Annotated in this window: 33 protein-coding genes; 2 read left to right on the top strand and 31 right to left on the bottom strand. The window is 37.3% G+C overall.

The features are described from left to right. The 31 genes from CJ305_RS17385 to CJ305_RS17240 form a co-directional block, all read right to left on the bottom strand. Positions 1-285: a helix-turn-helix domain-containing protein gene (locus CJ305_RS17385; protein ID WP_099647574.1), complete on the bottom strand. Its 285-nt coding sequence runs from the start codon at positions 283-285 to the stop codon at positions 1-3. Positions 286-577: 292 nt separating this feature from the next. After that, a complete protein-coding gene (locus tag CJ305_RS17380; RefSeq protein WP_099647573.1) occupies positions 578-1,429 on the bottom strand; it encodes an RteC domain-containing protein in 852 nt (283 codons plus the stop codon). A 54-nt stretch (positions 1,430-1,483) separates the two neighbouring features. After that, positions 1,484-1,789, bottom strand: a complete 306-nt coding sequence (locus tag CJ305_RS19660; RefSeq protein ID WP_262490592.1) for an MFS transporter — start codon at positions 1,787-1,789, stop codon at positions 1,484-1,486. Positions 1,790-1,815: 26 nt separating this feature from the next. After that, positions 1,816-2,709, bottom strand: a complete 894-nt coding sequence (locus CJ305_RS17375; protein WP_223248915.1) for an MFS transporter — start codon at positions 2,707-2,709, stop codon at positions 1,816-1,818. Continuing rightward, positions 2,710-4,812, bottom strand: a complete 2,103-nt coding sequence (locus CJ305_RS17370; protein ID WP_099647572.1) for a copper-translocating P-type ATPase — start codon at positions 4,810-4,812, stop codon at positions 2,710-2,712. Between the two features lie 19 nt (positions 4,813-4,831). Then, a complete protein-coding gene (locus tag CJ305_RS17365) occupies positions 4,832-5,125 on the bottom strand; it encodes a phosphoribosylpyrophosphate synthetase (protein ID WP_099647571.1) in 294 nt (97 codons plus the stop codon). Between the two features lie 6 nt (positions 5,126-5,131). After that, positions 5,132-5,728 carry a hypothetical protein gene (locus CJ305_RS17360; RefSeq protein ID WP_223248914.1) on the bottom strand — a complete coding sequence of 199 codons (597 nt, stop codon included), beginning with the start codon at positions 5,726-5,728 and terminating at the stop codon, positions 5,132-5,134. Between the two features lie 44 nt (positions 5,729-5,772). Further along, positions 5,773-6,666, bottom strand: coding sequence for a ribose-phosphate pyrophosphokinase (locus CJ305_RS17355; RefSeq protein WP_099647569.1), 894 nt, complete (start codon positions 6,664-6,666; stop codon positions 5,773-5,775). An 8-nt stretch (positions 6,667-6,674) separates the two neighbouring features. Next, positions 6,675-8,177, bottom strand: a complete 1,503-nt coding sequence (locus tag CJ305_RS17350) for a thymidine phosphorylase family protein (protein WP_099647568.1) — start codon at positions 8,175-8,177, stop codon at positions 6,675-6,677. Positions 8,178-8,180: 3 nt separating this feature from the next. Further along, positions 8,181-9,557 carry an MBL fold metallo-hydrolase RNA specificity domain-containing protein gene (locus CJ305_RS17345; RefSeq protein ID WP_099647567.1) on the bottom strand — a complete coding sequence of 459 codons (1,377 nt, stop codon included), beginning with the start codon at positions 9,555-9,557 and terminating at the stop codon, positions 8,181-8,183. Between the two features lie 15 nt (positions 9,558-9,572). Next, positions 9,573-9,827: a hypothetical protein gene (locus CJ305_RS17340; RefSeq protein ID WP_099647566.1), complete on the bottom strand. Its 255-nt coding sequence runs from the start codon at positions 9,825-9,827 to the stop codon at positions 9,573-9,575. A gap of 11 nt (positions 9,828-9,838) precedes the next feature. Beyond that, a complete protein-coding gene (locus CJ305_RS17335; RefSeq protein WP_099647565.1) occupies positions 9,839-10,681 on the bottom strand; it encodes an ATP cone domain-containing protein in 843 nt (280 codons plus the stop codon). After that, positions 10,678-11,514, bottom strand: a complete 837-nt coding sequence (locus CJ305_RS17330; protein ID WP_099647564.1) for a universal stress protein — start codon at positions 11,512-11,514, stop codon at positions 10,678-10,680. The genes CJ305_RS17335 and CJ305_RS17330 overlap by 4 nt, the downstream gene beginning before the upstream one ends. Positions 11,515-11,539: 25 nt before the next feature. Beyond that, a complete protein-coding gene (locus CJ305_RS17325) occupies positions 11,540-12,313 on the bottom strand; it encodes an SDR family oxidoreductase (RefSeq protein ID WP_099647563.1) in 774 nt (257 codons plus the stop codon). 42 nt (positions 12,314-12,355) lie between these two features. Next, positions 12,356-13,345: a 2-hydroxyacid dehydrogenase gene (locus tag CJ305_RS17320; RefSeq protein ID WP_099647562.1), complete on the bottom strand. Its 990-nt coding sequence runs from the start codon at positions 13,343-13,345 to the stop codon at positions 12,356-12,358. Between the two features lie 11 nt (positions 13,346-13,356). After that, positions 13,357-14,331, bottom strand: a complete 975-nt coding sequence (locus tag CJ305_RS17315; RefSeq protein WP_099647561.1) for an ATP-dependent 6-phosphofructokinase — start codon at positions 14,329-14,331, stop codon at positions 13,357-13,359. Beyond that, positions 14,318-15,238 carry an alpha/beta fold hydrolase gene (locus CJ305_RS17310; protein ID WP_099647560.1) on the bottom strand — a complete coding sequence of 307 codons (921 nt, stop codon included), beginning with the start codon at positions 15,236-15,238 and terminating at the stop codon, positions 14,318-14,320. The genes CJ305_RS17315 and CJ305_RS17310 overlap by 14 nt, the downstream gene beginning before the upstream one ends. After that, on the bottom strand, positions 15,235-16,593 hold the full coding sequence (locus CJ305_RS17305) for a dicarboxylate/amino acid:cation symporter (protein WP_099647559.1): 1,359 nt from the start codon (positions 16,591-16,593) through the stop codon (positions 15,235-15,237). Before CJ305_RS17305 ends, CJ305_RS17310 begins: the two co-directional genes overlap by 4 nt. Positions 16,594-16,604: 11 nt before the next feature. Beyond that, positions 16,605-17,666, bottom strand: a complete 1,062-nt coding sequence (locus CJ305_RS17300) for a class I fructose-bisphosphate aldolase (RefSeq protein ID WP_099647558.1) — start codon at positions 17,664-17,666, stop codon at positions 16,605-16,607. A gap of 11 nt (positions 17,667-17,677) precedes the next feature. Then, positions 17,678-18,724 (bottom strand): type II glyceraldehyde-3-phosphate dehydrogenase, encoded by a 1,047-nt coding sequence (locus tag CJ305_RS17295; protein ID WP_223248913.1) that lies wholly within the window; start codon positions 18,722-18,724, stop codon positions 17,678-17,680. Beyond that, the gene (locus CJ305_RS17290; RefSeq protein WP_099647557.1) at positions 18,708-20,063 is read right to left on the bottom strand and encodes an NAD(P)/FAD-dependent oxidoreductase; all 1,356 of its coding nucleotides are present in this window, start codon (positions 20,061-20,063) and stop codon (positions 18,708-18,710) included. The genes CJ305_RS17295 and CJ305_RS17290 overlap by 17 nt, the downstream gene beginning before the upstream one ends. Before the next feature lie 51 nt (positions 20,064-20,114). Further along, complete coding sequence (locus tag CJ305_RS17285) at positions 20,115-20,573, bottom strand: universal stress protein (RefSeq protein WP_099647556.1); 459 nt, start codon at positions 20,571-20,573, stop codon at positions 20,115-20,117. A gap of 16 nt (positions 20,574-20,589) precedes the next feature. Beyond that, positions 20,590-21,297, bottom strand: a complete 708-nt coding sequence (locus CJ305_RS17280) for a lycopene cyclase domain-containing protein (RefSeq protein WP_099647555.1) — start codon at positions 21,295-21,297, stop codon at positions 20,590-20,592. Positions 21,298-21,303: 6 nt separating this feature from the next. Beyond that, a complete protein-coding gene (locus CJ305_RS17275; RefSeq protein ID WP_099647554.1) occupies positions 21,304-21,579 on the bottom strand; it encodes a DUF5676 family membrane protein in 276 nt (91 codons plus the stop codon). A gap of 17 nt (positions 21,580-21,596) precedes the next feature. Beyond that, positions 21,597-21,749 carry an SHOCT domain-containing protein gene (locus tag CJ305_RS17270; protein WP_449543898.1) on the bottom strand — a complete coding sequence of 51 codons (153 nt, stop codon included), beginning with the start codon at positions 21,747-21,749 and terminating at the stop codon, positions 21,597-21,599. 85 nt (positions 21,750-21,834) lie between these two features. Then, positions 21,835-22,050 carry a heavy-metal-associated domain-containing protein gene (locus CJ305_RS17265; protein ID WP_099647553.1) on the bottom strand — a complete coding sequence of 72 codons (216 nt, stop codon included), beginning with the start codon at positions 22,048-22,050 and terminating at the stop codon, positions 21,835-21,837. Between the two features lie 12 nt (positions 22,051-22,062). Next, positions 22,063-22,332 carry a hypothetical protein gene (locus CJ305_RS17260; RefSeq protein WP_099647552.1) on the bottom strand — a complete coding sequence of 90 codons (270 nt, stop codon included), beginning with the start codon at positions 22,330-22,332 and terminating at the stop codon, positions 22,063-22,065. A 26-nt stretch (positions 22,333-22,358) separates the two neighbouring features. Continuing rightward, positions 22,359-22,742 carry a hypothetical protein gene (locus CJ305_RS17255; RefSeq protein WP_317044012.1) on the bottom strand — a complete coding sequence of 128 codons (384 nt, stop codon included), beginning with the start codon at positions 22,740-22,742 and terminating at the stop codon, positions 22,359-22,361. A gap of 216 nt (positions 22,743-22,958) precedes the next feature. Then, positions 22,959-23,564: a WG repeat-containing protein gene (locus CJ305_RS17250; RefSeq protein WP_099647550.1), complete on the bottom strand. Its 606-nt coding sequence runs from the start codon at positions 23,562-23,564 to the stop codon at positions 22,959-22,961. A gap of 69 nt (positions 23,565-23,633) precedes the next feature. Continuing rightward, the gene (locus tag CJ305_RS17245) at positions 23,634-24,215 is read right to left on the bottom strand and encodes a helix-turn-helix domain-containing protein (RefSeq protein WP_099647549.1); all 582 of its coding nucleotides are present in this window, start codon (positions 24,213-24,215) and stop codon (positions 23,634-23,636) included. Between the two features lie 176 nt (positions 24,216-24,391). Continuing rightward, positions 24,392-24,814 (bottom strand): HYC_CC_PP family protein, encoded by a 423-nt coding sequence (locus tag CJ305_RS17240; RefSeq protein ID WP_099647587.1) that lies wholly within the window; start codon positions 24,812-24,814, stop codon positions 24,392-24,394. A 289-nt stretch (positions 24,815-25,103) separates the two neighbouring features. Here CJ305_RS17240 and CJ305_RS17235 point away from each other — a divergent pair, with 289 nt between their 5' ends. Both CJ305_RS17235 and CJ305_RS17230 read left to right on the top strand, forming a co-directional pair. Further along, positions 25,104-25,520, top strand: a complete 417-nt coding sequence (locus CJ305_RS17235; RefSeq protein WP_099647548.1) for an HYC_CC_PP family protein — start codon at positions 25,104-25,106, stop codon at positions 25,518-25,520. A 103-nt stretch (positions 25,521-25,623) separates the two neighbouring features. Then, positions 25,624-25,843: hypothetical protein (locus CJ305_RS17230; RefSeq protein WP_143469402.1), on the top strand; the 220-nt coding region annotated here is incomplete at its 3' end.

Below are 25,843 nucleotides of genomic sequence, written 5' to 3'. Positions count from 1 at the left end.
TTAAGAATTTAGACCGTGTTGAACACGGTTTGCTGTCATCACGTTTTGAATTTCTTCTGCATCATAATATATTATGCCACCAACCTTTGTGTATGGCAATGTACCATTGATGCGAAGATTCTGTAATGTTCCTGGACTGACTTGAAGCAAATCCATTACTTCGGAAGATTTTAGATATTTCTTAAGTTTTCCAGTTGCTTGTTTAGATAAAAGATTCTTAATGTCATCGAGTAATTCTATTTTAAATTCCCGAAGGTCGTCGGTGGTAATAATGTTTGCTGGCATAATAGAACGGTTTTAATAGAAAGGGACTATCTGGGTTCATACTTTTAATTGATAGCCCCTAACTTGATTTGACTTTCGTTCTACAAATTTGGAATGATTTATTGGATTTTAATCCCAAGGTCTACCCAACTTGGGTGTTTTTATCTGCTGATATTCAATGACTTAATTTAGTTTGATTTAAGGGCTGTTCTTTAAATCATATATACCAAATGATGATAACTAAAATTAATTTTATTTTCTCACAAGTTCTACCCAACTTGGGAGAAAATTTAACATTTAAACTGAATGTGTTTTACCCATCAGTTTCTTCCATTCTCCTTAATAGTGTTGTTTTTAGTCTATCGATAAACTTGGTTTGGTCAATCTTCCGTTCTCTAATTTCTAGGAATGTTCTATAGACATTTCCGAGTTTAAGCTCAAAGATGTCTTCACAAGCCGAGGCCATTTCTTTAATTCCTGCCGTCCCACTTTTTATTGCTCCAGATGCCTGTAATGCATAAATTAATTCTATCAAATCTGTTTTTGAGGCTGTCCATCCTAAACGCTCACCGTTTGTTAAAGTATTAAGCTTGTTTGGTAAACCAAAAGACAAATCCCTCAAATAACTTAACTCCTCAACGTAATGGTTTATTAACAAGTCATAAGCCATAATTTTAGCAATTGTATTATCGTGACTTGTGGAAAACTCAGCATCAGTGTAAAAATGAGAAGTGTTTGATAATAGGCTAATTTTATCATTTCCACGTAGAAAATAAAATTCATCTAGAAGCTCAGAATCCTCCCTATAATATTTGATAAAATCTATATTTTGCCTATTGCTTTCTTGTAGTCTATTTATTTCTGAATCAATAAACTCCTCTTGAGATTTTATCGTTCCGGCAGGTCTATTTATTAAAAACTTATAGAGTTTAGCATAAAATTTTAATCTGCTGTAGATATAGGGTTTATGCTTTTTAAAGAATATTATTTCATTTTGTTTATCAACAAATTCATTTTCTCTCACACAGACTCGCAATTTCTGTAAATATTGTCTTGAAATGGAAATTCCCTTTTCAACATTATTGAAATCGTTAAGACTGGACTCCTCAACTATCTTTATTTCTTCTTTGTAATTGTCTAGTATTTTTTGAATTAGTTTATGCAAAATATTTGAGGCTTTAAAATTAATTTAGTTATCAATATGTAATTTTTATGAGTGCTATTTTTTGTGTCGATATGGATTTTTGAGAAAAAACAGAAAGCTTATTGCAATCAAAACGATGATTCCCGCTACTATAAAGGGATAATAAAATCCACCTGTAACCAACCAAGTTCCCAACACAGGTCCTAGAATTTGACCAACACTGTTTGTTGAACTCTGTATTGAAATATTTCGACCTGTATTTGTTCTGGATAACAAGGATACTGCAGATAGCAAATTAGGGGTAACCATAGCGCCTCCAGCAGCAAATACAACTATTAAGCTATATACCAGAAATTCACTTTTGAAAAATGGGAAGGCAATTAAGGATGCACCAGATATTAGTAATCCTAAAGCAATTTGGTTTTTTGAGGATAAAACTTTCCCCCGTAAGTAGCGAACACAGGTTGTAAAATAGCCATTACCGAGCCACAGAGCATAAAGCCGATGCCCACTTGGTTGCTATTAAACCCCAATTCATCTTTTCCATAAATTGAAAATACCGTTTCAAACAGCGTCACTACAAATTGGATGACAAACGACAGCACTAGTAATATGGCAAAATATTTGGAAAATGTGAGCCGCAACCTCACTTTTTGGGTTGTGAACTTATGTACACGTGTAGTGTTTTTTAACCATTTCATAACAATAAATAGGACAATCAATCCTAGTAGTGCTGCGAAAAGAAATGGCGTTGAAAATCGGTCTAAATGTAGCAGACCAAAAGAATATTGTAAATGAAGGTCAGTTTGTGAAAGAAACCCACCAATAACAGGACCAAAAATAACCCCAGAACTTATTGCAACACCAGACCAGGCCATTATTTTTGTTCTTCGCTTTTCAGAAGTAATATCGCTGAGATATGCGTTGCTAACTGGAATAACTGACGACGTGAAAATACCACCAAAGATTCGAGCGATATAAAGCATTGCCAAGGATGTGGCTAGACCAGTAAGCAATTGCATAATTACAAACCCAATCAGACCAATTAATATAATTGGTTTACGTCCATATCTATCCGAAAGCTTTCCCCAAACTACCACGAATAGTAATTGGAAAAATGGATAAATGCTCGTGAGCAATCCGATATGGAAGTTGACAAGGTCTGTGTCAAGATTGTCTTTTAAAGCTAATCTTTCGGTATAGTAAGGAAGGGTTGGCAATAATATGCCATAGCCCAACATCACTACAAATAAACTCAATAGGATTAAAAATATCCTGTTGAGTTTTTCTTTTCTTTCCATTTATTTTTTACCGATTTTTCGCTTTAATAATTGCGCATTAATAGCCACTATAATTGTGCTCAAACTCATAAATACAGCCCCTACTGCCGGCCCTAAAACAAAGCCTGAAGAATATAGCACACCCGCTGCCAGCGGAATGGCAACAACATTATAACCAGTTGCCCATATTAAGTTCTGAATCATTTTATTATAGGTAGCTTTTCCGAACAGAATAAGGTTTGCGATATCTTGTGGATTGCTATTGACCAATATAATATCGGCAGTTTCAGCAGCTACATCAGTACCAGAGCCAACAGCGATTCCAACATCAGCTTTTGCAAGGGCAGGCGCATCGTTTACACCATCACCTGTCATTGCTACAAACTCACCTTCTGCTTGAAGCTTTTCTACAATTTCGACTTTTTGATGTGGTAACACCTCTGCATAGTAACCGTCCAATCCTAATTTTTCACTTACGGCTTTAGCTGTCTTTTCGTTATCGCCAGTAGCCATCAATACCTTGATGTTGTTCTTTTTGAACACTTTAATCGCATCCGCAGATTCTGGTCTTATTTCATCGGCAAGAGCGATGTATCCTGCTAACTGTCCATCGATTAATACAAACACAACAGTTTCAGCAGCGTCACTATAAGCATCTTCAGGTATATTGATTTTTTCGTCCCTTAAATAACCCGGACTTACTACTTTTACTTGCTTCCCTTCCACATTGGCCTCTACACCTTTACCAGTAATAGCATTAAAGTTTTCAGGCTTAGGAATTGTTATATTATCTTCTTTGACCTTTTTTATAATTCCAACTGCAATAGGATGTTCCGAGCTCTGTTCCAAAGCACTTGAAAGCCTTAAGATTTCTTCTGTTGAATAATCTTGGTTTGTGGATTCAACTCTTGTGACACCAAAATCACCTTTTGTCAACGTTCCAGTTTTATCAAACAATAAAGCTGATATTTTTCGGGATTCTTCAAAAGCTGTTCGATTCCTTATCAATAAGCCATTTTGGGCAGATACTGCGGTAGATATAGCGACAACTAACGGAATGGCAAGTCCTAATGCGTGTGGGCAAGCAATAACCATAACCGTCACCATTCTCTCTAAGGCATATACAAAAGGAAAACCTAAAATGAGCCAAACGGCCAATGTTCCAAAACCAATAGCCAAAGCAATGTAGGTCAACCATTTTGCAGCCCTATCAGAAAGGTTCTGCATTTTAGATTTGGTCTTTTGTGCTTCCTCAACCATTTTGATGACCTTATTGAGATAGCTATCCTTACCTGTATGTTCTACCTTAACCTTTAAGGTGCTATTGCCGTTTACCGAGCCACCAATTACTTTATCATTTTCATCTTTTTTTACAGGTTTGGATTCCCCTGTAAGCATTGATTCATTTAAGTAACTCGAACCATCTACTATAATCCCATCAGCTGGGACTTTTTCACCAGGCTTTACTAAAATCACATCGTCTTTTAACAAATCTTCCAAGGGAATATCTTCTATAGTATCACCCTTTACCCTGTGGGCTTCGGCGGGCATCATACTTACTAATAGCTGTAGGGCTTTTGATGCACCTAGTACACTTTTCATTTCTATCCAATGGCCTAAAAGCATAATTGCAATTAGTGTTGAAAGTTCCCAGAAAAAATCTTCACCACGTAAACCGAAAACTGTAGCAGTACTGTAAAAATAGGCGACGCTAATAGCCATAGAAATTAGGGTCATCATTCCTGGTGAACCCTTTTTTACTTCAGACCAAAATCCTTTTAGAAAAGGCCAGCCACCGTAGAAATACACCACGGTTGAAAGTGCAAATAAGATATATGGGTTTCCAGGTAAGAGAAATTCATATCCAAAAAATTCTTGAATCATTGGGGATAAGAATAGAATTGGAATGGTAAGTACTAGGGTTACCCAAAACCGTTTTCGAAAATCGGCAATCATCATTTTATGATGGTCGTGACCCATTTGACCGTGTCCCGGATTATGGCCAGAATGGTCGCCTTTTCCGTGGTTCATTTTAGAATGGTCTTCTTTTTTGTGGTTCAGTTTCGAATGGTCCATTTTCGAATGGTCCATTTCCTCGTGATTGTGATGTTCGTGATTTTCCATTATTGGTTTTGTTTAAGTGTTATCGTAATTTTTTTCTCATCGCTTCTGAAATATTTTCGGCATAGACACCATAGGCATCTACCAAAAGTCCCTTTATACCATCTTTTGATGAAATGGCATAAAGAACACTGTTATCGTCCGTACTGCTCATACCTTCAAAACGATGGGTTTCATCCACATCAAAATCTTCGGGCTGAATTTCTATTTTCAGTGAGGCACATTGCAAACATTCTGGTTTCAAGTTGAAATCATAGGCATATCCTCTTTGTTGAAGGTCATTGATTGCTTCTGAAAGGGTGTCGTAGTTGTTCATTTTCTTTTATTTATAGGTCATTGTGAAATAACTGTTGTCTTCTTCGGTAAATTTTTGAAAGGTCAATAGGCCGTTCTCATTTAATTTTTCTATTACATTATAATTTAATTGCTTGATACGAATACCCAACGCATAGGCCTTAATATTGATTTTTGATTTAATATTGTTTTTGTTACTGTCTAATTTTCGGTTGTAAATCTTTATGGTACTTTTTGAACCGAAGAAATTCAACAATCCTGAATCAAAGCTCATTTCCAATTCTATATTTGCCAAGTTTTCCAAATCATATAGCTCTTTAAAATTTGCAGATGTGGTATTGATTTCGGTTTCCTTTGATTTTGGTTTTGAAAACGGAAATGCCATTACCATTATACTGGCTTCATCAGGTTTACAGCGATATGTGGTTGTGTATTTGTCGGTAGATTTTTTGTCCTGGTCAAACAATTCTGTAACCACCTTAATTTCATAATATTCATTTTTCTTTATTGTTTCACTAGCCTCAAAAGTTTGTTGGTTTAAAAAATCGCCATCTTCATCAAAATTTTCTCGAACTACAACCCTGCCCGAAATCTGCCCAATAAGCATTTCAGTTTGTCCAGTCATTGTAATGCTGAATAAAGTAAGTAATACTATGAAGACTCGTTTTTTCATATATGGTGCATTAATTTCTTTACTTCTTTTGCCAGTATATCACTTAAATCAATCCCATTTGAAGGATGTGGAATAGTATTACAGGTCACTATTTTTTCTACTCCGGAATCCAACAAATCCCGATAAGCATTACCTGAAAAAACGGCGTGAATACCAACACATATTGGTGGTTTCATTCCTGCTTTTTTCAAATGTTGTACGGTTTCAATCATTGTTCTAGCTGTAGAAATAATATCATCTACCAAAATTGGTGTGGCGTTTTTATATTTTTCCACATCAGGAACCGAGACTTCTACATCGCGGTCACCGTGACGCACTTTTTGCAATACTGTAAATGGTGCTCCTGCATTTTTTGCTACTTCAGAAACCCATTGTTCGCTTTCGGAATCCGGACCTATTAATACTGGGTTTTTTATATTTTCTTTTATCCATTTTGAAATGTCATCTGCAGCGTGAATGACTTTGTTTGGAATTTGATAGACTTCACCCAATGAGTGTATCCTGTGTAGGTGAGGGTCGACAGTTGTAATGCTATCAGCAAAACCGGAAATTAACTTCCCGAAATAGGTAGAGGTAACGCCTTCACCCTCATTAAATATTTTGTCTTGTCGCATATATGCCAAATAAGGTGCTACCAAACAAGTACACATAGCACCTAATGATTTTGCTGTATGGCTTAAAAAATATAATGGTAATAATTTCTCATCAGGGTCGTGTAGGGTGCAGACCAAGACCACACATTTATCTTTTACGTCAGATAATATGCGCGTGTAGGATTCGCCGTCAGGGAACTTTCGTAAGGTGGTCTTTCCCACTTCAGCATTCATTTTTGTTGCCATTAGCTCTGTTAATTCCTCGTTTCCCGGAAGGCTAAATAGTATAGTTTTCATTTTATTTTTTATTTAATAGTTATAATGTCGTTATGACTGTTCTTGTACTCTAAGGCGTAATTTAATTCACCCTGCGATTCTGCAAAAAGCGTGAATAGTAAGTCATCTTTTTCAATTTTTTCATCTAAATGGACATTCAAAAGAATCCCAGCCGATTTAGACTGCGGTGCGCCAGAAAGCTTGGCGAGTTTTGCAATCTTTCGATTATCTATCCGCTTTAGACTGCCCGATTTTTCTGCTCTGATTTCAATTTTATAAGGTGCTAAAACAGGTTTTGAAAAGCGGCCTTGGGCCTTACAAATGGCAAGGAATTTTTCATAAGCCTGACCAGATGTAAGCACTTCTTTGGCGGTTTCCGTTCCTTTTCCTTTTTCGACTTTGCCCGAAAGCTCTATAAGTTCTCCAGCCAAAAGCAACGCTCTTTCCATTAGGTCGATTGGGGCATCTGCCTCATTTTGTAAAACCTTCAATATATCGATGGCTTCCAAAGTTGGACCAATCCCTCTTCCTACAGGTTGCGTACCATCAGTAATGACCACTTTCACATTCAATCCGACAGAATTGCCTACCGTTTCCATATGGTTCTTGAGTTTTTCAGCCATTTCTGAACTTCTAACTTTTGCAGTTTCTCCCACGGGAATATCTATAACAACGTGAGTGGAACCTGCCGCAGATTTTTTTGAAAGGACCGAGGCTATTAGCTGCCCTTCACTATCAATATCCAAGGCTTTCTCAATCTTAATCAGAACATCATCGGCAGGGCTTAATTGCGCTGTACCACCCCAAACAAAACAACCTCCTTCTTTTTCTACCACAGCAGTTATTTCTTCGGAAGAGAGCGTAACATTGGTCAGAACTTCCATAGTATCTGCTGTACCTGCGGGCGAAGTAATGGCTCGCGAGGACGTTTTTGGCATTGTAAGTCCATATGCAGCGACAATGGCAACTACCAAGGGTGTTGTTCTATTGCCTGGTAATCCGCCTATGCAATGTTTATCGACAACGATTTCTTTATTCCAATTCAATTGTTTTCCAGAGGCAATCATAGCTTTTGTTAGGTCGGATATTTCATCAATATCCATTCGGTCTCCTGCACAGGCAGTAATGAATGCTGAAAGGTGTATATTGGAATAGTCGCCTTCAACGATGTCGGTTATGATTTGGTTGTAGGCGTTGTAATCCAGTTTTTGGTTATAGATTTTTGCCCTGACGTGGCTTAACGACTCTATAGGTTCTAAATGGGAAACATACAGGGTGTCATTGTCGGATACATTCAACTTTTTTGCAGCAGCATCCGATAGTCCTATTTCGTTGGGCAGCAGGATATCAGAATTTAAAACATTTAGACTTGCAACGATTGAGGTGCTTGCATTGGATATCCTTATTCGTGTTAATGCTTCAAAACCTTCTGAAATACACACGTGGCAGTCTTCACGCATATACACCACATTTTCGTTTTGGGTGTAGATTCCAAGATGTTTGTATTTTAATATATTTGAATGTTGTTCCATAGTTTATTTTATTTCTTCAATGCTATATAATTGTGGGATTTCAGCATTCCAATCATAGGTTTCCTTGATACCTTTTTGTAATGCTTCTGCACTTTCTTTTTCACCGTGCACTATGAAAATCCGCTCGGGCTTATTTTTTATTTTACTCATCCAATCCATAAGTTCTGTGTGGTCAGCGTGTGCCGAAAGTCCTTCGATTTCTGCAACTTCCATATGAAATGGCACCCATTTTCCGTACACTTTTAATTCCTTATCACCTTCCAATAGCTTTCTTCCACGAGTGCCTTCAGCTTGATAACCCACAAAAAGCAAAGTGTTTTTTGGGTTTTGTGCCTGTGTTTCAAGATAGTTGAGCATTCTGCCACCCGTAAGCATTCCACTTCCCGCAATCACGATTTTTGGCTTGTTATCTATTCTTAATTCCATAGTTTCCCGATAACTACTAACGACCGTGAAATGTGAGCACATTTCATCACATTCATTGTCCTCTAATCTGTGCCAATCCCTTGTACGGTGGAAGAGTTCGAGTACATTCGCTCCCATTGGACTGTCCATTATCATTTGTACTTTCGGTATTTTGTTCTTTTTTAGCAATCTCCAAAAAATGAGCATCATCAATTGGGCACGTTCTACCGAAAAACTTGGTATAAACAGGCTGCCACCTCTATTGATGGTATCGTTGACCAATTTTTCAATCTGTGGCAGTGCTTCTACTTCATCTGGATGAAATCTTCCGCCATAAGTGGATTCAATGAAAAGCATATCTGCTTTTTTTGGTTTTAGTGGTGGGTAGAGCAATAAATCATTGGTTCTTCCAATATCTCCCGAAAAGACAAAACGTTTTCCGTGTATATCCAACTCGATGTAAGTGGCACCGAGAATATGACCATTGTATTGAAATCTGGCCTTTATATTTTTCATCAATGGCATCCATTGCGCAGGTGGTACTCCCTTGAAATGTGGAAGGGTTTTTTCAACATCGTTTAAATCGTAAAGCGGTTCTGCCGGGCTATGTTTGGAATAGCCTTCTTTGTTGGCGCGTTCGGCTTCCTGCTCTTGGATTTTTGCACTATCGTTCAAAATGATTTTTGCAATGTCCAAAGTGGGATTAGTGCCGTAAATCGGGCCTCTAAACCCTTGTTTTACCAATCTAGGTAAATACCCTGTGTGGTCCATATGGCCGTGGGTAAGCAAGACCATATCAATTTCTGAAACTTCAACGGGTGGATATTCCCAGTTTTTAAGGCGCAATTCCTTCAACCCTTGAAATAGTCCGCAGTCTATCAATATCTTTCTTTCTCCCGTATCCACTAAATATTTTGAGCCGGTTACTGTACCAGCTGCGCCCAGAAAGTGAATGTTTATTTTAGTGTTATTCATCTTTGTACTATTTATTTAAAGTTCACCACAGCAAGAAGGTGTATTCCCTTTATCTTGGTTAGATTTACTCAATTCTACTATTTCTTTATATAGGTTTCGTGAATCCTCTTTGATATAGAGTGCTACCTTTTTTATGGATTTAGGTTCAAAGTCTACCATATCCAATAGTATTTCCAAGGCCTCTTCAAGCAGTTTTGGGTCGTCTTCCAATGCTTCGTAAAAAGGCTCAAAATCTATGTTGTTCTGTTTTTTTAACTCTTCAGTTTTCATATAATTATTTTTTAATTGTTTTTACACAACGCTTCAGAATCTTCCAAAATATTTTTATGTCTTGTTTTATCAATTCCGATTTGATTTAATAAAGTAGGTTTTTCGTGAAGCTCTTTACATAGTACAATACCTTTATCCAATAATTTTGTCTTTTCAGATTTGGTCATTGTTGTTAATGCTGTTAAGGGATGAAATCCAGACTTGTCTATTCTGTCTTTTAAACCGTTTCCCATTGGATAATCCCAGCTTGTCAATAACAATCCAACACATTTGCCGTACTGTATTGCATCCATAGTAAATCGTGTATTGGTATATACACCTCCTTTATGTAGTTTAGCTTCGTGACCTTTTTGATGTTCCCATTGTTTTTCAACATCCAAAAATCGTGAATGGATGTACAAGGGAATCTTGACATTACAAAACCTACCTTGGTCACTATGGTATTTGCACTCAATCATATAATGGTAATTATCCTTTTGGGCTATTACATCTACTTCGTGCTGTACGCAGTTGCCTTGTACAATCACGCCAACCTTCGTTTCAAATCCTTCGTGTGCCAATAGTTTTCCCACTAACTTTTCAAACGGAAAGCCAGAAGGGCCCAATTCCATCAATGCTTTTTTGAGTTTGTATTTTGAAGCACTTACACGTGATTTACCTTTAAGCATTTTAAATGCCATTTTATAGATTTGTTTGGTTGTAATTCCATCGTATAATTGACTTTCAACTTGCTCTACAATTTGCTGAATCAATGCTTCACTCGCTTGTACACGTCTTAAGGAATTGATGAGTTTATCCACATCAAAAGCTACGACGTCGCCAGAATACTTTATTATGTTGATTGATTGTTTCATTTTTTGATATGTATGGTCATCACAGGAAGTTCTGAATGATTAGTTACACCCTCGGCAATGCTTTTTGAAAATAAGCTCAAAAATCCTGTCTTACCGTGTGTACTCATTGCAATCAAATCTGCGGGCTGATATTTTAAAAATGTATTGATACCTTCTTCTACTGACGATTCGTTGTGAACGTTCATAGAAAAGTTTTTTAAGGCGGGAAACTTTTCAAGGAATTGCTTGACAGGGTTTAATCCAGCATTAATATTATTAAAGTCTGTTTCTGTGTTGATACGTAACAAATGAATTTTAGCATCACATTTTTCAGCTATGGAAAGCACAGCTTGAAATGGATGACTAACATCTTCTTCAAAAGAAGAGACGAATAGAATATCTTTAAATGGAAACGTTACTTCCTGCTCTTTGACCACGATAATTGGTGCATTGGCTTTTCGTACAATCTTCTCAACATTACTGCCTGTAATTTCCCTAATGACACCTTTAGTGCCACTGCTTCCGGTAATGATAAAGTCGTGGTGAAAATGGCCTGAATGTTCCAGAATATCTCCCTGTCCAGCATCATATTGAAGAAATGTACGGCATATCAAGCCTTCGTGTTCTGCTATTCTTTCCAGTTCACGTAATTTGGCTTTAGCAATACCAATTTGCTTCACGGTTTCGGGATAGCGTTTTTCTTTGAGTTTATCCAATTTCACCCAATCTACAGGGGTTTTCAATAGGTGTAAAAAGTGTATTTCGGCCTTATACAGTTTGGCCATTTTAATCCCGAGATGTGCAGCTTTAGTGCAGTTTTCAGAGAAATCGGTGGGTACGAGTATGTTTTTCATAAATTTTTAATTTTTAGGTTATCCATTATTGTGCAGTATAACCACCATCAATGACCAACTCAGAACCGGTCATAAATTTTGATTCGTCCGAAGCTAAGTAAACGACACCGTAACCTATGTCATCAGGCTCTCCCAAGTGTCCAACTGGATGTAGACTTTCTAACTGCTTTTTGCCCTCTTCCACATCGCCTTGGGCTTTTAGGAAATTTTCTACCATTGGGGTCCATATATATGCTGGATGAATGGAATTAACCCGTATTTTGTAACCCTGCTTCGCACAATGTAGTGCTGCCGATTTGGTAAATATGGTTACACCTCCCTTACTTGCATTATAGGCGGGTAGATTAGGGTCTCCAATAAGTCCTTCAATTGAAGAAAAGTTAATAATGGAACCACCTTCTCCAGTTTCCTTCATTCCCTTTATGCCATATTGGGTGCCTAAAAAAGTACCGTGAAGGTTTACGTCTATAAGATTTTTCCAGTCATCTAAAGTTACATCTTCAACCGTTCCGCCTATTCCTATTCCGGCAGAATTAGCTACTATATGAAGCTTTCCATATGTTTTGATCGTAGTCTCAATAACCATTTTCCATTCTTCTTCTTTAGAGACATCTTGTTTAATGAAAATTGCCTCACCGCCATCATTGTTAATGTCTTGAACTACTTTAGTTCCGTTTTCATCATCTACATCAGTTATCACAATTTTAGCACCTTCACGAGCCAATAAGATTGCACTTGATTTTCCTAGGCCAGAAGCACCTCCCGTGACAATGGCTACTTTATTTTTTACTCTATCCATAATTTTAAGATTTAAGTGTTATCACTAATTTTTGTTTCTTAATCAAGAAACTTCGTTTCCTGAGACTTTGCCATTTTCAAAACAGTCTATATTATAAATTGTGGTTTCAGCAATATTGGTCAAAGCTGTTTCGGTTAAAAAAGCTTGATGACTAGTAATGAGAACATTATTAAAAGTCATTAATCTGGCAATGACATCGTCTTGCAAAATGGTATCAGAGTGGTCTTCAAAAAACAGGCCTTCTTCCTCTTCGTATACATCTATTCCGAAATACCCAATCTTGCCAGATTTTAATCCTTCAATAACGGCTTTGGTGTCAACTAGACCTCCGCGACTTGTGTTAATGAGCATAACACCTTCTTTCATTAGTGTTATGTGTTCTGTGTCTATTAAGTGCCTGGTTGATGGTGTCAATGGAACGTGCAGACTAATTATATCTGCCTGTTTGCAAATGGTGGTACAGTTGGTGTATATGACATCATATAAATCTATCAGGTTCTTATCTTCAGAAACATCATGGGCTAGTATCTTACATCCCAAACCGTGCAGTATTTTTACGAGTACTGCTCCTATTTTTCCTGTCCCAATAACACCTACGGTTTTTCCATTGAGGTCGAAACCAGTCAGGCCGTTCAATGAAAAGTTTTGTTCGCGAACCCTATTGTGCGCTTTAATTAATTTTCGGTTTAATGCAAGTATCAGCGCCATTGTATGTTCGGCAATGGCATAGGGCGAATAGGCAGGAACACGAGCCACTTTTATACCCAGTTCTGATGCTTTTTTTAAATCGACGTGATTGAAACCTGCCGAGCGTAAAGCGATGAATTTTATGCCCTGCTTGTGTAAAATCTTCAACACTTCCGAAGAGGCGTCATCACTGGAAAAAAGTGCTATGGCCTTTGAACCTTCTGCCAATAAGGCGGTTTCCTTTGTTAGTCGAAATTCTAAAAAATTCAGTTGATGCTTTCCTTTATTGGCGTTTACAATGGAAGGTTTATCGAATTTATGTGTGCTATATATGGTTGTTTCCATTTCTATTGATTTTACTTTCCAAATAGTTCTAAAAGTTCATATAATTCAGTATTTACCTGATGTTGTTTGACTACCTCTTTAAAAGGGGTTAGGTGCAATTTATTATTCAAAATTCCAATCATCGCGTTCTTTTTACCTTCTGAAAGAACGTTTATACTTGCCACTCCAAGTCTAATTCCCAACATTCTATCTAAAGCAGAAGGATTTCCGCCTCGCTGTACGTGGCCAAGTTTGGTGATTCGTAAATCGACATTGGGATTAACCTCCTTTATTTTTGAGGAAACCAGTTCAGCGCCTATTTCATCACCTTCAGAAACCACGACAAGGAAGGCATCTTCGCTATCGTAGTTTTTAACCTTGTCCAATAGGTATATAAAGTCTTTCCCGCTTTCTGGAATTAGGATGGCATCTGCACCGACCATCAAACCCGAATGAATAGCGATATAGCCTGAATCCCTTCCCATTACTTCTACAATGAACACACGGTTGTGGGATTCAGCGGTATCTCGTATTTTATCAATATTTTCAATAGCCGTGTTCACTGCGGAATCAAAACCGAGGGTGTAATCTGTACCGGAAATATCGTTATCGATTGTTCCGGGAATACCAATAAAAGGGATGTCACATATTTCTGAAAAGGCCAATAATCCTTTAAATGTGCCATCACCACCGATTGCAATTAGGGCATCAATTTTATTTTCTTTTAAGGTTTGTAAGGCTTTTTGACGACCTTCCAATTCCATAAAGCGTTTGCTTCGTGCGGTTTTTAGGATGGTGCCTCCTTTGTGTACTAACTTTTGTAACTCGTGAGATTTTAATGGAACTAAATCACCATCTATTAGTCCTTCATATCCTTTTCGAAATCCACTTACTTTTATACCATTTACTTCCGCTGTTTTTGAAATGGCGTACAATGCTGCGTTCATTCCAGGGCTATCGCCTCCAGAGGTAAATACGCCTATATGTTTAATTTTAATAGTGTTCATTAGATATGGTTTTTTGTAACTTTTTTTCTGAAATAGTAAAACCTTGGATTGTGTTCCAAACAAATTCTGCTTCTTTCAGAAAGAATTGATGGTCTCCTTCCGATGAAGTAATCAGGTGTGCATTTTTAAATTCCCTTGATAATTTTAAGGCATTTTCTAAAGGTGCCGTGGTGTCTTTTTCTCCGTGGATAAAAAGCACGTCTTTATCTTTAATTTTCCTTGCCATCGCATATAAATCTGTTTTCAAGATGACTTTAGTGAGCGAATAATAATAACTCATCCAATGATGTTTTTTTGCATCTTCATAAACTTCATCCGTTAGGTTATCGGGTTTGAATGCACGTGACATAAATATGGGATGAATCATACAGATGTATTTTGAGAATTTGCTTGTTGAAATCCTATCTACAAAGGAATGTGTGGACATTACTTTCTTAAATTCATCTGCATCCTTATAAACAGGTATACCGATAAAAATTCCTGCCTTGAACCAATGAGCATATTTCTCTAAAAGGGCTAATGAAATTATAGCTCCCATTGAATGTCCCGCGATAGTTGTTTTTCCATCGTTGAACCCTTCTTTTTTTAAAATCAATTCTAACGCTTGCAGTTGCACCGATAAGGAATAATCACTTTTTGGTTTTGGCGAATCACCAAAGCCGAGAAGGTCTATCAAAAGCAATGAATGTGTTTTTGTTATGCTTTCTAATTCACGTTTCCAATAATTCAACGAGCCTGTTAAACCGTGCAGCAAAACGAGTTTGTTTTTTCCAGAACCTATTATTTCATAATTCAAGAGCGTTTCGTTGGCATCATAAGCTGGTTGCGTACCAATCTTGTAATGCTGATAGCCTGCAATAGCTACTACAGGTAAAATGAACACTATGAATATGAGTAATAAGGTCATTGTTTTAAAGTTGGTGTATTAATCGTTTTCTCAGTAACCAAAATTGGTATTTTACCATAGAGCCTATTGAATACCATACAGGCAGTCAAATCACCAGTTACGTTTACAGCAGTCCTGAACATTCCCAAAAGTCTTTCTACCCCAATTATAATGATGATGCCTTCGGCCGGTATGCCAACACTTCCCAAAACAGAAGCGAGTATAACAACGCCACCTCCTGGTATGGCAGGCGTGCCAATGGAAGCAGCGACAATGGTTACAATGACCACTACAATATTGAGCAAGCTCATTTCCAGACCGTAAGCTTGAGCTATAAAAAGTGTTGTAATAGTCTGATAAAGTGCCGTTCCGTCCATATTGACGGTTGCACCAATAGGAATTATAAAATTGCTAATAGTTTTGTCCACTTTCAATTCCTCTTCGGCGGTTTTTAATGATAAGGGCATTACTGCCGCAGAACTTGTGGTGGAAAAAGCCAATAATTGAACATCCCTTATTTTTTTAAGAAAGTGCAATGGGTTTGTCTTTCCGAGAAGTACGATGAGTCCCAAGTAGAAAATTACCAATAACAGAAGGCCCAGAAGCACCACTCCAACATAGTATGTTAGACCAGATAAGGAACTTAATCCAACACTAGAGGTAAGCTGCGCCATAAGACCAAAAACGGCGATAGGCACTAGAAGCATTGACCATTTTACCACCGTCATACAGACTTCCTGAATGGCACTTAAAAGAAGCTTTACTGGGCGCAGTAAAGAATCCTCAAGCGATAGCACAGCTACACCAATAATGATTGTGAAAATCACGATACTTAACATTTCACCACTAACCATAGATGCCAAAGGGTTTTCTGGAAGCAAGTTTGATATGGCATCTGGGATGGTTTCAAGACCAAAGGAAAGCTCTGGACTCTCCGTTGGGACAGCTGTAATTTCGTTATGTTCATCTAGAGCCTGCTGATGTAAAAAACGCCCAGGTCTAAAAAGTTGAGAAAGTATAACACCCAAACTTACCGAAACTATGGTCGTACCTAGAAAATATAAGAGAACGCCACCACCTAATTTTTTTAGGCTGTCCTTATCATTACTTGCGATTCCGGTAATAATGGAAGCCACAATCAAAGGAATCATAATCATCTGCACCAACTTTAGAAATAAAACACCAGGCAATGCCAGCCAATTTCCTGCGATATCAGCTGTTTCTTTAGTAATCCACCCATTTTGAGGACTTAAAAGCAAACCGAACCCAACCCCTAGAAACAAGGCGATGATAACCTTTAGCCATAGACGACTTTCTACCAATTTTGAGAGGTAGTGATTAAATGATTTAAGTGATTTTATCTCTGTGTCGAACATTCTTTTTATTGTTATGCTATGCTAATTTTAGAATTCAAATAAATTTTCTGAACGGATTGTAGAACCTTCACTCCTTCGCCGAAGGGCTTTTGAAATGCCTTTCTTCCCAGAATCAACCCAGAACCACCAGCTCTTTTATTGATTACAGCTGTAGTTATTGCTTCCACTAAATCTGATTCCCCTTTAGAACCACCACCGGAATTAATCAACCCTATTTTTCCCATATAGCAATTTGCTACTTGTAATCTGCATAAATCAATAGGGTGTTCTGTAGCGAGCGTTTCATACATTTCATCATCATATTTACCGAAATTGATATTCTTAAAACCAAAATTGTTGGTTGGAAGTTTTTGCTTAATAATATCTGCCTGAATGGTAACACCCAAATGATTTGCCTGCCCGGTTACATCGGCAGCGGCGTGATAATCGTCTTTTTCGGTTTTAAAAGATTCGTTTCGAGTATAGCACCACAAGATGGTTGCCATCCCCAAATTACGTGCTTCTTCAAAAGCCTCTGCTATTTCTTTAAGCTGTCTGTTACTTTCCGCTGAACCAAAATAGATGGTAGCGCCAACGGCAACAGCTCCCATATCCCAAGCCGCTTTAACCTTGCCAAAGAGAGTTTGGTCATATTTATTGGGATAGGTAAGCAGTTCATTGTGGTTAATCTTAACGATAAAGGGAATTTTATGGGCATATTTACGAGCATTCAATCCCAAAACACCAAAGGTGGAAGCTACTCCATTGCAACCTGCTTCCAACGCCAATTTTATGATATTCTCTGGGTCAAAATAGTCTGGGTTTTTATAGAATGAAAAAGCGGCACTATGCTCAATGCCTTGGTCAACAGGCAGGATGCTTAAATATCCAGTTCCTGACAGATTTCCGTGACCGTATAACTGTGAAAGACTTCGCAGAACCTGCGGATTTCTGTTACTTTGAGCAAAAACCTTATCTAGGCTTGTTCTACTTGGGGTTTGCAGTTCATCCTTGGTTATTTTTTCACAGACGTGTTCTAAGTAGAAGTCTGCTTTTTCCCCCAATAGTTCGGTAATATTTATGTCTGTTTTCATTTTATTAATGATTAATAAATTCCTAAACTTTCATTTGTTTTGGCGATGGATTTTGCTCCGTCTGTTTCAATTCCAGTTAATGCTCTAATGGCATCAATTGTTTCAGGGATAACAATAGCTTGGTTATCGACCACGTAGGCATAAAAGAGTTCATCACCTTGTACCTTTAACATATCTTCCCAAAGAGCAACCTCATACATATCGCCCCAAGGTCTTCCCATATCCAAAAACATTTCCTTAATAGTGTTGTTGGACACCAACCCTTGGTCATATCGAATCAATTTAATACGGCTTGACGTTTTAAATGCATTTAGCACTTCTTTTTTAGAGGCTTGTTTTTTTAACTTCACGTTCCAGTAGTGCATATGGCTTAAGGTTTGGGGTACCTTTACTGCGGCAGTGATGACATCCAAATCTGGGTCAACGCTTTTGGCATCCGGACCTTGGTGACTTGGGATGTCTTTTTCCGGCACCATAGTATTCATAATACCACCTAAATGGCTTTCCCAAGGGTCAGTAGCTCTTCTTAAAAGTGTCCCCCTGGCGTAATCCAATAAGTCAGCTCTTTTTAATGCGGTTAACGTTCTTAGTATAGAGGTTGTATTGCAAGAGACTACTCTGGTCGCATCCTTATTTAACGCCGATTCATAATTATTTTCCGCACTAAAGGAATGCCCTGTGGTTTCGTGTTTTTCACCTCCGTGCAAAATGAATTTTATATTTTGTTCTCTATAAATCGCTACATTTTGAGCAGCAACTTTTTTAGGTGTACAGTCCACAACGAGGTCTGATTTCTTTAAAAGTTCCTGCATATTTCCTTTTACTGAAATGCCTTCGGATTTCATTTTGTCCTCTGCTTCTTGAGTTGCCGCATAGATACCGTACTCCTTTCTTACTGCATTTTGAATGCGCCAATCGCTTATGATATCACAGACTCCAGAAAGAAGCATATCATTTTGTAGATTAATGGCATCGGCCACTCTTTTTCCAATGACTCCGTATCCTATTACTGCTATTTTTTTCATTTGAATTGTTTTTAAATTATTCTTCTGTTTCATTTACTAATGATTTCGGTTTAAAATTTCTAATAATCAGGCGGTTGCTCTTTTCGTAAGTGAAATAGCTTATCGCCCAATTAAAACCAACCATCAATCTATTTTTAAATCCGCTTATGGATAATAAGTGCACAACTGACCATAGAAACCAAGCGAAATAACCTGCAAATTTGAAGTTGCCCAAATCTGCTACTGCCTTGCGTTTTCCTACGGTGGCCAAAGAGCCTTTGTCTTTATATTCAAAAGGTTTAGGTGCCTCGTTCTTAATGATTTTTAATAGTGAGTTGCCCAACCATTTGCCTTGCTGAATCGCTGTTTGCGCAACCTGTGGATGTCCTTTTGGCGTTTCTTCTGTTATTATAGCCGCTATATCACCTATGGCAAAAATGTTTTTGTAACCTTCTACCATTAAATATGAGTCTGTTTTTAAGCGGTTGCCCTTTACCACGTGTTTATTATCAATACCTTTTGGGAACTGTCCTTTAACACCTGCCGTCCAGATTAAGTTTTTGGCTAAAATGGTCCTACCTCTTTTTGTAGTGACCTGTAAACCATCGTAATTACTTACTGCCTCATTCAAAAGTATCTTTACATTTAAATCTTCTAAATATTTCAGGGTTTTTGAAGATGCCTTGTCTGACATTGTGTTCAGCAACTCATCAAGGGCTTCTATCAAATAAATATTCATTATGGAAGAAGGATATTCCGGGTAATCTTTCGGTAGGATGTATTTACAAAATTCTGCCAAGGCCCCTGCCATTTCTACGCCAGCGGGTCCACCACCTACGATGACGAAATTGGTCAGCGCATCCTGTTCTTTATCATCACAAGTGATTGCAGCTTGTTCCAAATTTTGCAGCATCATATGGCGAATATTTAGGGAATCGCGAATGTCTTTCATCCCAAGGCTATGGGACTCGACATTGTCCATACCAAAAAAATTGGTAGTTGTTCCCGTTGCCAGCACGAGATAGTCGTAGTGAACGCTTCCCTTATTGGTTATAATGGTGTTTGTAGAAGGTTGGATTTCTTCCACTTCAGCCAAACGAAACAGTACATTTTTATATCCATTGATTTGTTTTCTGAATGGAAATACAATACTGTCAGGCTCCAAAGCACTCGTTGCCACCTGATAAAATAATGGCTGAAACTGGTGGAAGTTGTTTTTGTCGAACAATACCACCTGTACCTCTTTGTGTTTGAGTTTTTCAACCAATGCCAAACCTGCAAACCCGCCACCTATAATAACCACACGGGGTAAATTAGTATCTGGAAGACAGATTTCATCCGTTACTTTACAAGCCGTTTCATTTTTATGGTTTTTTGTGTGGTTAGCCGTCATATTCACAGTATTGATTTTTTGTTTGAAAGCACAAGGTTCACTTATGCTTTATTAGCTATCTTTTTCTTTAGCGATTAGGACCGAGCATTTGGCGTGGGTTGCTAAGTATTGAGAAACTGAGCCCAATAAAAAGCGTGAAAATGCGCCCTGTCCTTGTGAACCCACTACAATTAAATCAGCCTCAAAAGATTCTGCCTTTTCCAAAATTTCTTTTTTGGGCAGACCGCTAACAACACTGGTTGTAATTGTTATAGTGCTATTACTTTTCTTTAATTCTTCAGCTGCAGCGGAAACAATCCTTTTTCCTGATTTTTCGGCATTGGCAACAAACTCGTGAAAATAGTTGTCAAGAGTACCTGCGGTTGCCATTAGCTCTGGGGTTGCCATTGCGGGATGCTCATAAACGTTTATGATGCAGACTTCACTACCATTTGGTAAAGGCATTTTTGTAAGTTCCTTAATAGCTACTTTGCTAAAATCAGAGCTATCTATCGCTAATATTATTTTCATAATCTAAGTGGTTTTATTAATTATAGGCTTTATTTAAGTGTATAAGCTTTCTCCAATACAGGTGTTCGTATAACCCAGACCAGTACATCCCAAATGTGAAGGCAAAAAGCAATTCTTCAATAGGGATTCCTAGGATTAGAATATGAGTCAGGTTGTCAAGATTCCAGTATAGCTCCACGTATTGGGGATAGAACGGAAGGATGCTTCCGAAATAAATGAAGTACAATATCGTAAACAAGATTCCCCCGACCCATATTTTCCCTTTTAAATCTGGTCGACAGTACAGTGTCGCCAATCCACCGATGAACAAAGCGATAATGCCACAATAAATATGATTTATCGAGGTGAAAAGTGCCAGAATGATGAAGACGAATACTGGTATAAAAAGTATGTAAATATGCAACCGATGCTTGCTATGCTTTCGTTCACTATGAGATATTTCGGCAAATCCTCTTTTAAAAATAAGGTTATAGAGCACCGTGCCAATTCCACCTATAGCAAATGAGAAAATCAAACTTTCAATATCAAAACCAGTTTTTTCAGCTAAATTGAATAATGATGGCGGCAGCCAATAGTCAGGTACAAACAAGGGTTCTGTAAGACCAAAAGGCATTGTAATCAGGCTCATTTTGAGCATTTCTTTTCTCGAATCTTTTTTGAAGAGATAGAATACTGCCCAAAGTGCCAAAATAATTAGTGACCATATAAACCAGACGTATTGCATAGATGCTTACTGTTTTTTAATTTGTGCGTTATAAAAAGCAGCAATACAGGCGCCAATAAGCCACCCAAGTATAAAGGTTTGTACTATACCCAAACCTGCTTCCCATAGGGGAACATCCATCCTTATAATGCTTGTGGTGTCCAAACCGTGCAGCAGGCTGTTAAAAAAGTCGATTGTGGCTTCCCTACCTGCGGTTGACATCACAATCATACAGCCCAAATAGATTAACGCACCGGTAAGACCGAAAGCGAAACCAAGTTTTTTTACGTTTAATCGATACATAATTTTATGATTTAAGGTTAGTTATCTGACTTTAAAATCTTTTTAGATTCTTCAAATTCTTCCTTGGATATTTCACCTTTTGCAAAGCGTTGTTTTAGAATATCCAGAGGGTTTTCTTGCTTGTTTTTTTGATATGGGATATCTGTTGGAATGAAAAATATCCAAGCCAAGAAAATAATCTATATTATCCACCATATTAGGTGCATTCCTCCAAAGTGTCCGTCGTATAAATGCATAGTTGTAAATTTTTAATTGTTAGTTTATCTCTGTAATTGTATATCCGTTGAGTTTGCTCAGTTGTTCTTGTATTTCTGAAACAGCAAGCATCTCGTTCATAGTGATAATTGCAGCCCCTTTTGGTGCCAGAAAAATCTCTGCTTTTTCGATGTTGGGGTGTTCCTCCAGAGTCTTCTTTACTCTTGCTACACATCCGCCACAACTGATTCCGTTGATTTGAAATTTTTGTTTCATTGTGTTTGATTTTTAATGATGTTGATGTTCATTTCGTTTTTCTGCTGAATCACCATCAAGGTTTTTTTTATTATGGTCTTGACCATTATTACTTCTATTAGTATGATTGTGCCCTCTGTGGCCGTGAGATCCGTGGGGCATAAATAGGTGAATGGCGAACATAAATAGTATAAAGATGAAAAGGGACGAGCCTCCACCTATGCCAAAAGAAGGGGCTAAAAAAATGAACAGAAGCGGTAATCCACAGCCTATGACCATCCATATCCAGTGATTTTTTTTCATTGTTTTATGTTTTTAAAGGTTAAACATTAATGATGGTCGGTATGGTCTTCTTTAATTGAGCTATCCATATTCATTCCTTGCATATCCATTCCTTTTTCGCCCATCGTATTTTTACAGGATTCCATACAATCCTTGCTCATCATCCCTTTTTCGTGCATCATTTTCATCATTTTTCCCATCATTTTCCCGTCTTTCATCATCCCGTCCATCATAGAATGCATCATCATACTGTCCTTCATCATCATTTGCATTCCTTGCCCATTCATCATAGCACCCATCATTTTTTCATTGCCTCGCATCATTTCCATTGTATGCTTATTGCCGTGCATACTTTCCATAAATTCGTTGGTATAATCATCGTTTTCAACAATGGCATTATAAATCGCTGTACGCTTCTCAGGGTTTTCCATTAGAGCCTTAGGGTCTTTTTCTTGTTGGCAACTGTATAGGCTTAAAAAGCCAATTGCCATTAAACCGATAAATAGTGTTTTCATTTTTAAAATTATTTTAGTTAGACATTGTTTGTAAACCCATTCCCAATAGCTAATTGGGTTATAGAGAGGGAATGGGTTATCAGCTATTAACAGGGCTGAGCTTTAATCTTTTTTGATATCATAGTTTTGACTTTATTGTTCAATTTTTTTAATACGCCATTTAGCGTCATCACCTTTTACCGCAATCAAATTTTTAGAGATTAGTTTTGATGTTATTTGCGGTGGGCTGTTGTCATTTCTGTTTTGGGGCGAAACGTGCAAGGCTAGTTGGGTTAGATGTTCTAATGTAGTTCCATTACTATCTATTGCCACTTCAAAATAATGGTAGCTTACTACGTCTTTCTTGAAAATGTCGTTATAACCTATAGTTTCTCTGTGCACCTTTAGCGCTAATGCTTTTCCTTCTTTAAAATTGGTGGCATTTAGGAACTGTGGTGTAATGACTGTTTTTCCGGATTTATCAATATATCCATAATACAATATGTCATTTTTTTGATGGGCAATTAGACATTTATCATTGCTGAATATGGGATAGCTATCATTGTTTGTCTTGGTCGGCACCAGGTCGCTTCTAAAATCTACGACGATTTTACCTTCATTATTGATAAATGCCCATTGGCTACCTTTTTTGATAGCCGCAACCTCGTTATGGAAAGGTGAGATATAGTCTATGTTCTCAATTGTTTGTGCCATTCCCAAAAAAGGAATTAATACGAATGTGATGAATAGTTTACTCATTTTGTTTGATTTGTTTGGATAAAATTAAAGACTGCCATATGGGTTCATCTGCATAACTTTCGCTGTTTTCTATATAATTTCATCATAGAAATTCCGTTTCCAATTTCCTGTGTTCTTATAGTCGGTCATACTCATTCCCACAACTTCTTTAAACTGCCTGGACAAGTGGTTAACGCTGCTATAATCCAGCAGATAGCCAATGTCAGAAAAGGTATGTTGTTTAAGTTGTATAAGTTCTTTGGCCTTTTCTATCTTTAATTTGATAAAGTACTTTTCAAGGGTGGTCTGTTCATTGGCTGAAAATAATTTGCTCAATGTCTTGTAGTCCTTATGAAGACTTGACGCCAATAGTTCAGATGTTTTTACTTTAATATGTAATGGGAGCTCTTGCAATTGCTCGATTAGAATAATCTTCATTCTCTCTACGAGCATTTCTTCTTCACTGTGTACGATTTCAAAATCATTGGCGTGAAGTACGGTTGTTACCGCATCGATAATTTCATTCTTGGTTTTTTTTGGTGCTTCCACCAATAGTCTACCCAACTCTAATGAAAGCACAGTTACTCCCAATTCCTGTAGTTCTTGCTTAATAACTTTTAAGCAGCGGTTACAGACCATATTTTTGATCCAAAATTCTTTTGATTTGCTCATTGTATTTAGTGTGTTGTCATCGAGTCTTTAACTCAAGGGTTTGAAAGGTCAAGACCTAACATTGTTAATGGTGTATGATGCTGTTGAGAATTGGGTACAACAAATGCTAGCCAAAAGTGAAACTATGGCTATAGAGGTAATGCAGATTACTTAGTGTTATCTGCGATGTGGAAAAATCAAATTAGGAAGGTCTCGTGAAGTACTAGAATATCCCTGTACAACAAGGGCGGCCTGTATTGCTCGAAAGGAATAACGTTTGTTTCTAATCCTTCAAATAGATTGAGGTATGTATAAAAGAAAGTATTTAAAAAAACAATGTTTTCAAACTCATTATGAGTTTGAGCTTTTTTTATAGATTCATCCGCTGTTTTAACAATCGTTTTATTACTACAACAGTCTTTTTCTTGTATGGAAGTACATTGCCTAGAATTATTATCTTCTTTTTGAGCAATATCAGAGCAAGATTCTGCCTTGCCAAAATAAGTCATATCCACTAATTTATTACAGCAAAAGTGCATATCTACTGCAAACGATGCCGTACTAAAGAATATAGTAGCGGCTAAAAAGAAAGATACTATTTTGGTAAAAAAAGATTTCATAGTAAACAATTAATAAATTCTGTCTACGATTGGTAGTTTTTCATAGATTGAATACGGATTAATAATCTTATTATCAAATTCTTATGAAGTAATCGCAAATAAATTTATGCGAATATAATTTTAAAGATTCAACAGAAATATGACTTTTATCATACATTGTAAAATTGAAAAAAAATTTATTTGCGCTTGATGTTTAGATAGCTTAACGGGCAAATTGTATCTTGATGAAATCTAAAAGAATTGTTAAATAAACAAAATGATATAAGTTTTTTATAACTTTGCGACATTAATGAAAAAAGTCTTTCATAAAATAGCATCCGTTTGCTTGGCACTTATCGTGTTATTGTCAACAGTTTCTTTTACCGTTGATAGTCATTATTGTGGGGATATTTTAGTGGATTCTTCCTTGTTTGGACTCGTTGAAACCTGTGGGATGGAAGTTCAACAAAATACGTTATCATCAGAGTGCAATATCTCAAAAAAAGATTGCTGTATTGATGAGCAAGTGACCATACAAGGCCAGGACGCCCTAAAAACAATTTTTGACAAGTTAGAAAGAGACCAACAGTTATTTGTTGCTGCTTTTGTCCACGCCAATATGCTTCTGTTTGTTGAACCTCAAGCAGATTTCAATTCCCATAAAGAATATACACCGCCCCCCTTGGTCAGGGACGTTCAAGTTTTAGACCAAACTTTCCTTATTTGATTTTTAAGTAATTGCTTCTTAAGTCCAACATTAATTTGTTTGGGCTAAACTGCCTGTATCTTGTTTTTTCAACAAGTAGTCTAATTACTTAATAATTATTTTTATGCTGAATAAAAGCATCAAATTTCTTATAGAAAACAAACTTGTCGCCGTTATATTGCTCGCCTTATTCGTGGGTTGGGGAATCGTTAACGCACCCTTCAATTGGGAAACAGGTATTTTACCAACTGATCCTGTAGCTGTTGATGCCATTCCGGACATCGGCGAAAACCAACAAATCGTTTTCACAAAATGGCAAGGGCGTTCACCGCAGGATATCGAAG

Source organism: Leeuwenhoekiella nanhaiensis, assembly GCF_002744755.1.
In the GTDB taxonomy this organism is placed as follows: Bacteria; Bacteroidota; Bacteroidia; order Flavobacteriales; family Flavobacteriaceae; genus Leeuwenhoekiella; species Leeuwenhoekiella nanhaiensis.
Note: the sequence above shows the minus strand (reverse complement) of the source record. Positions and strands in the feature narration are given on the sequence as shown.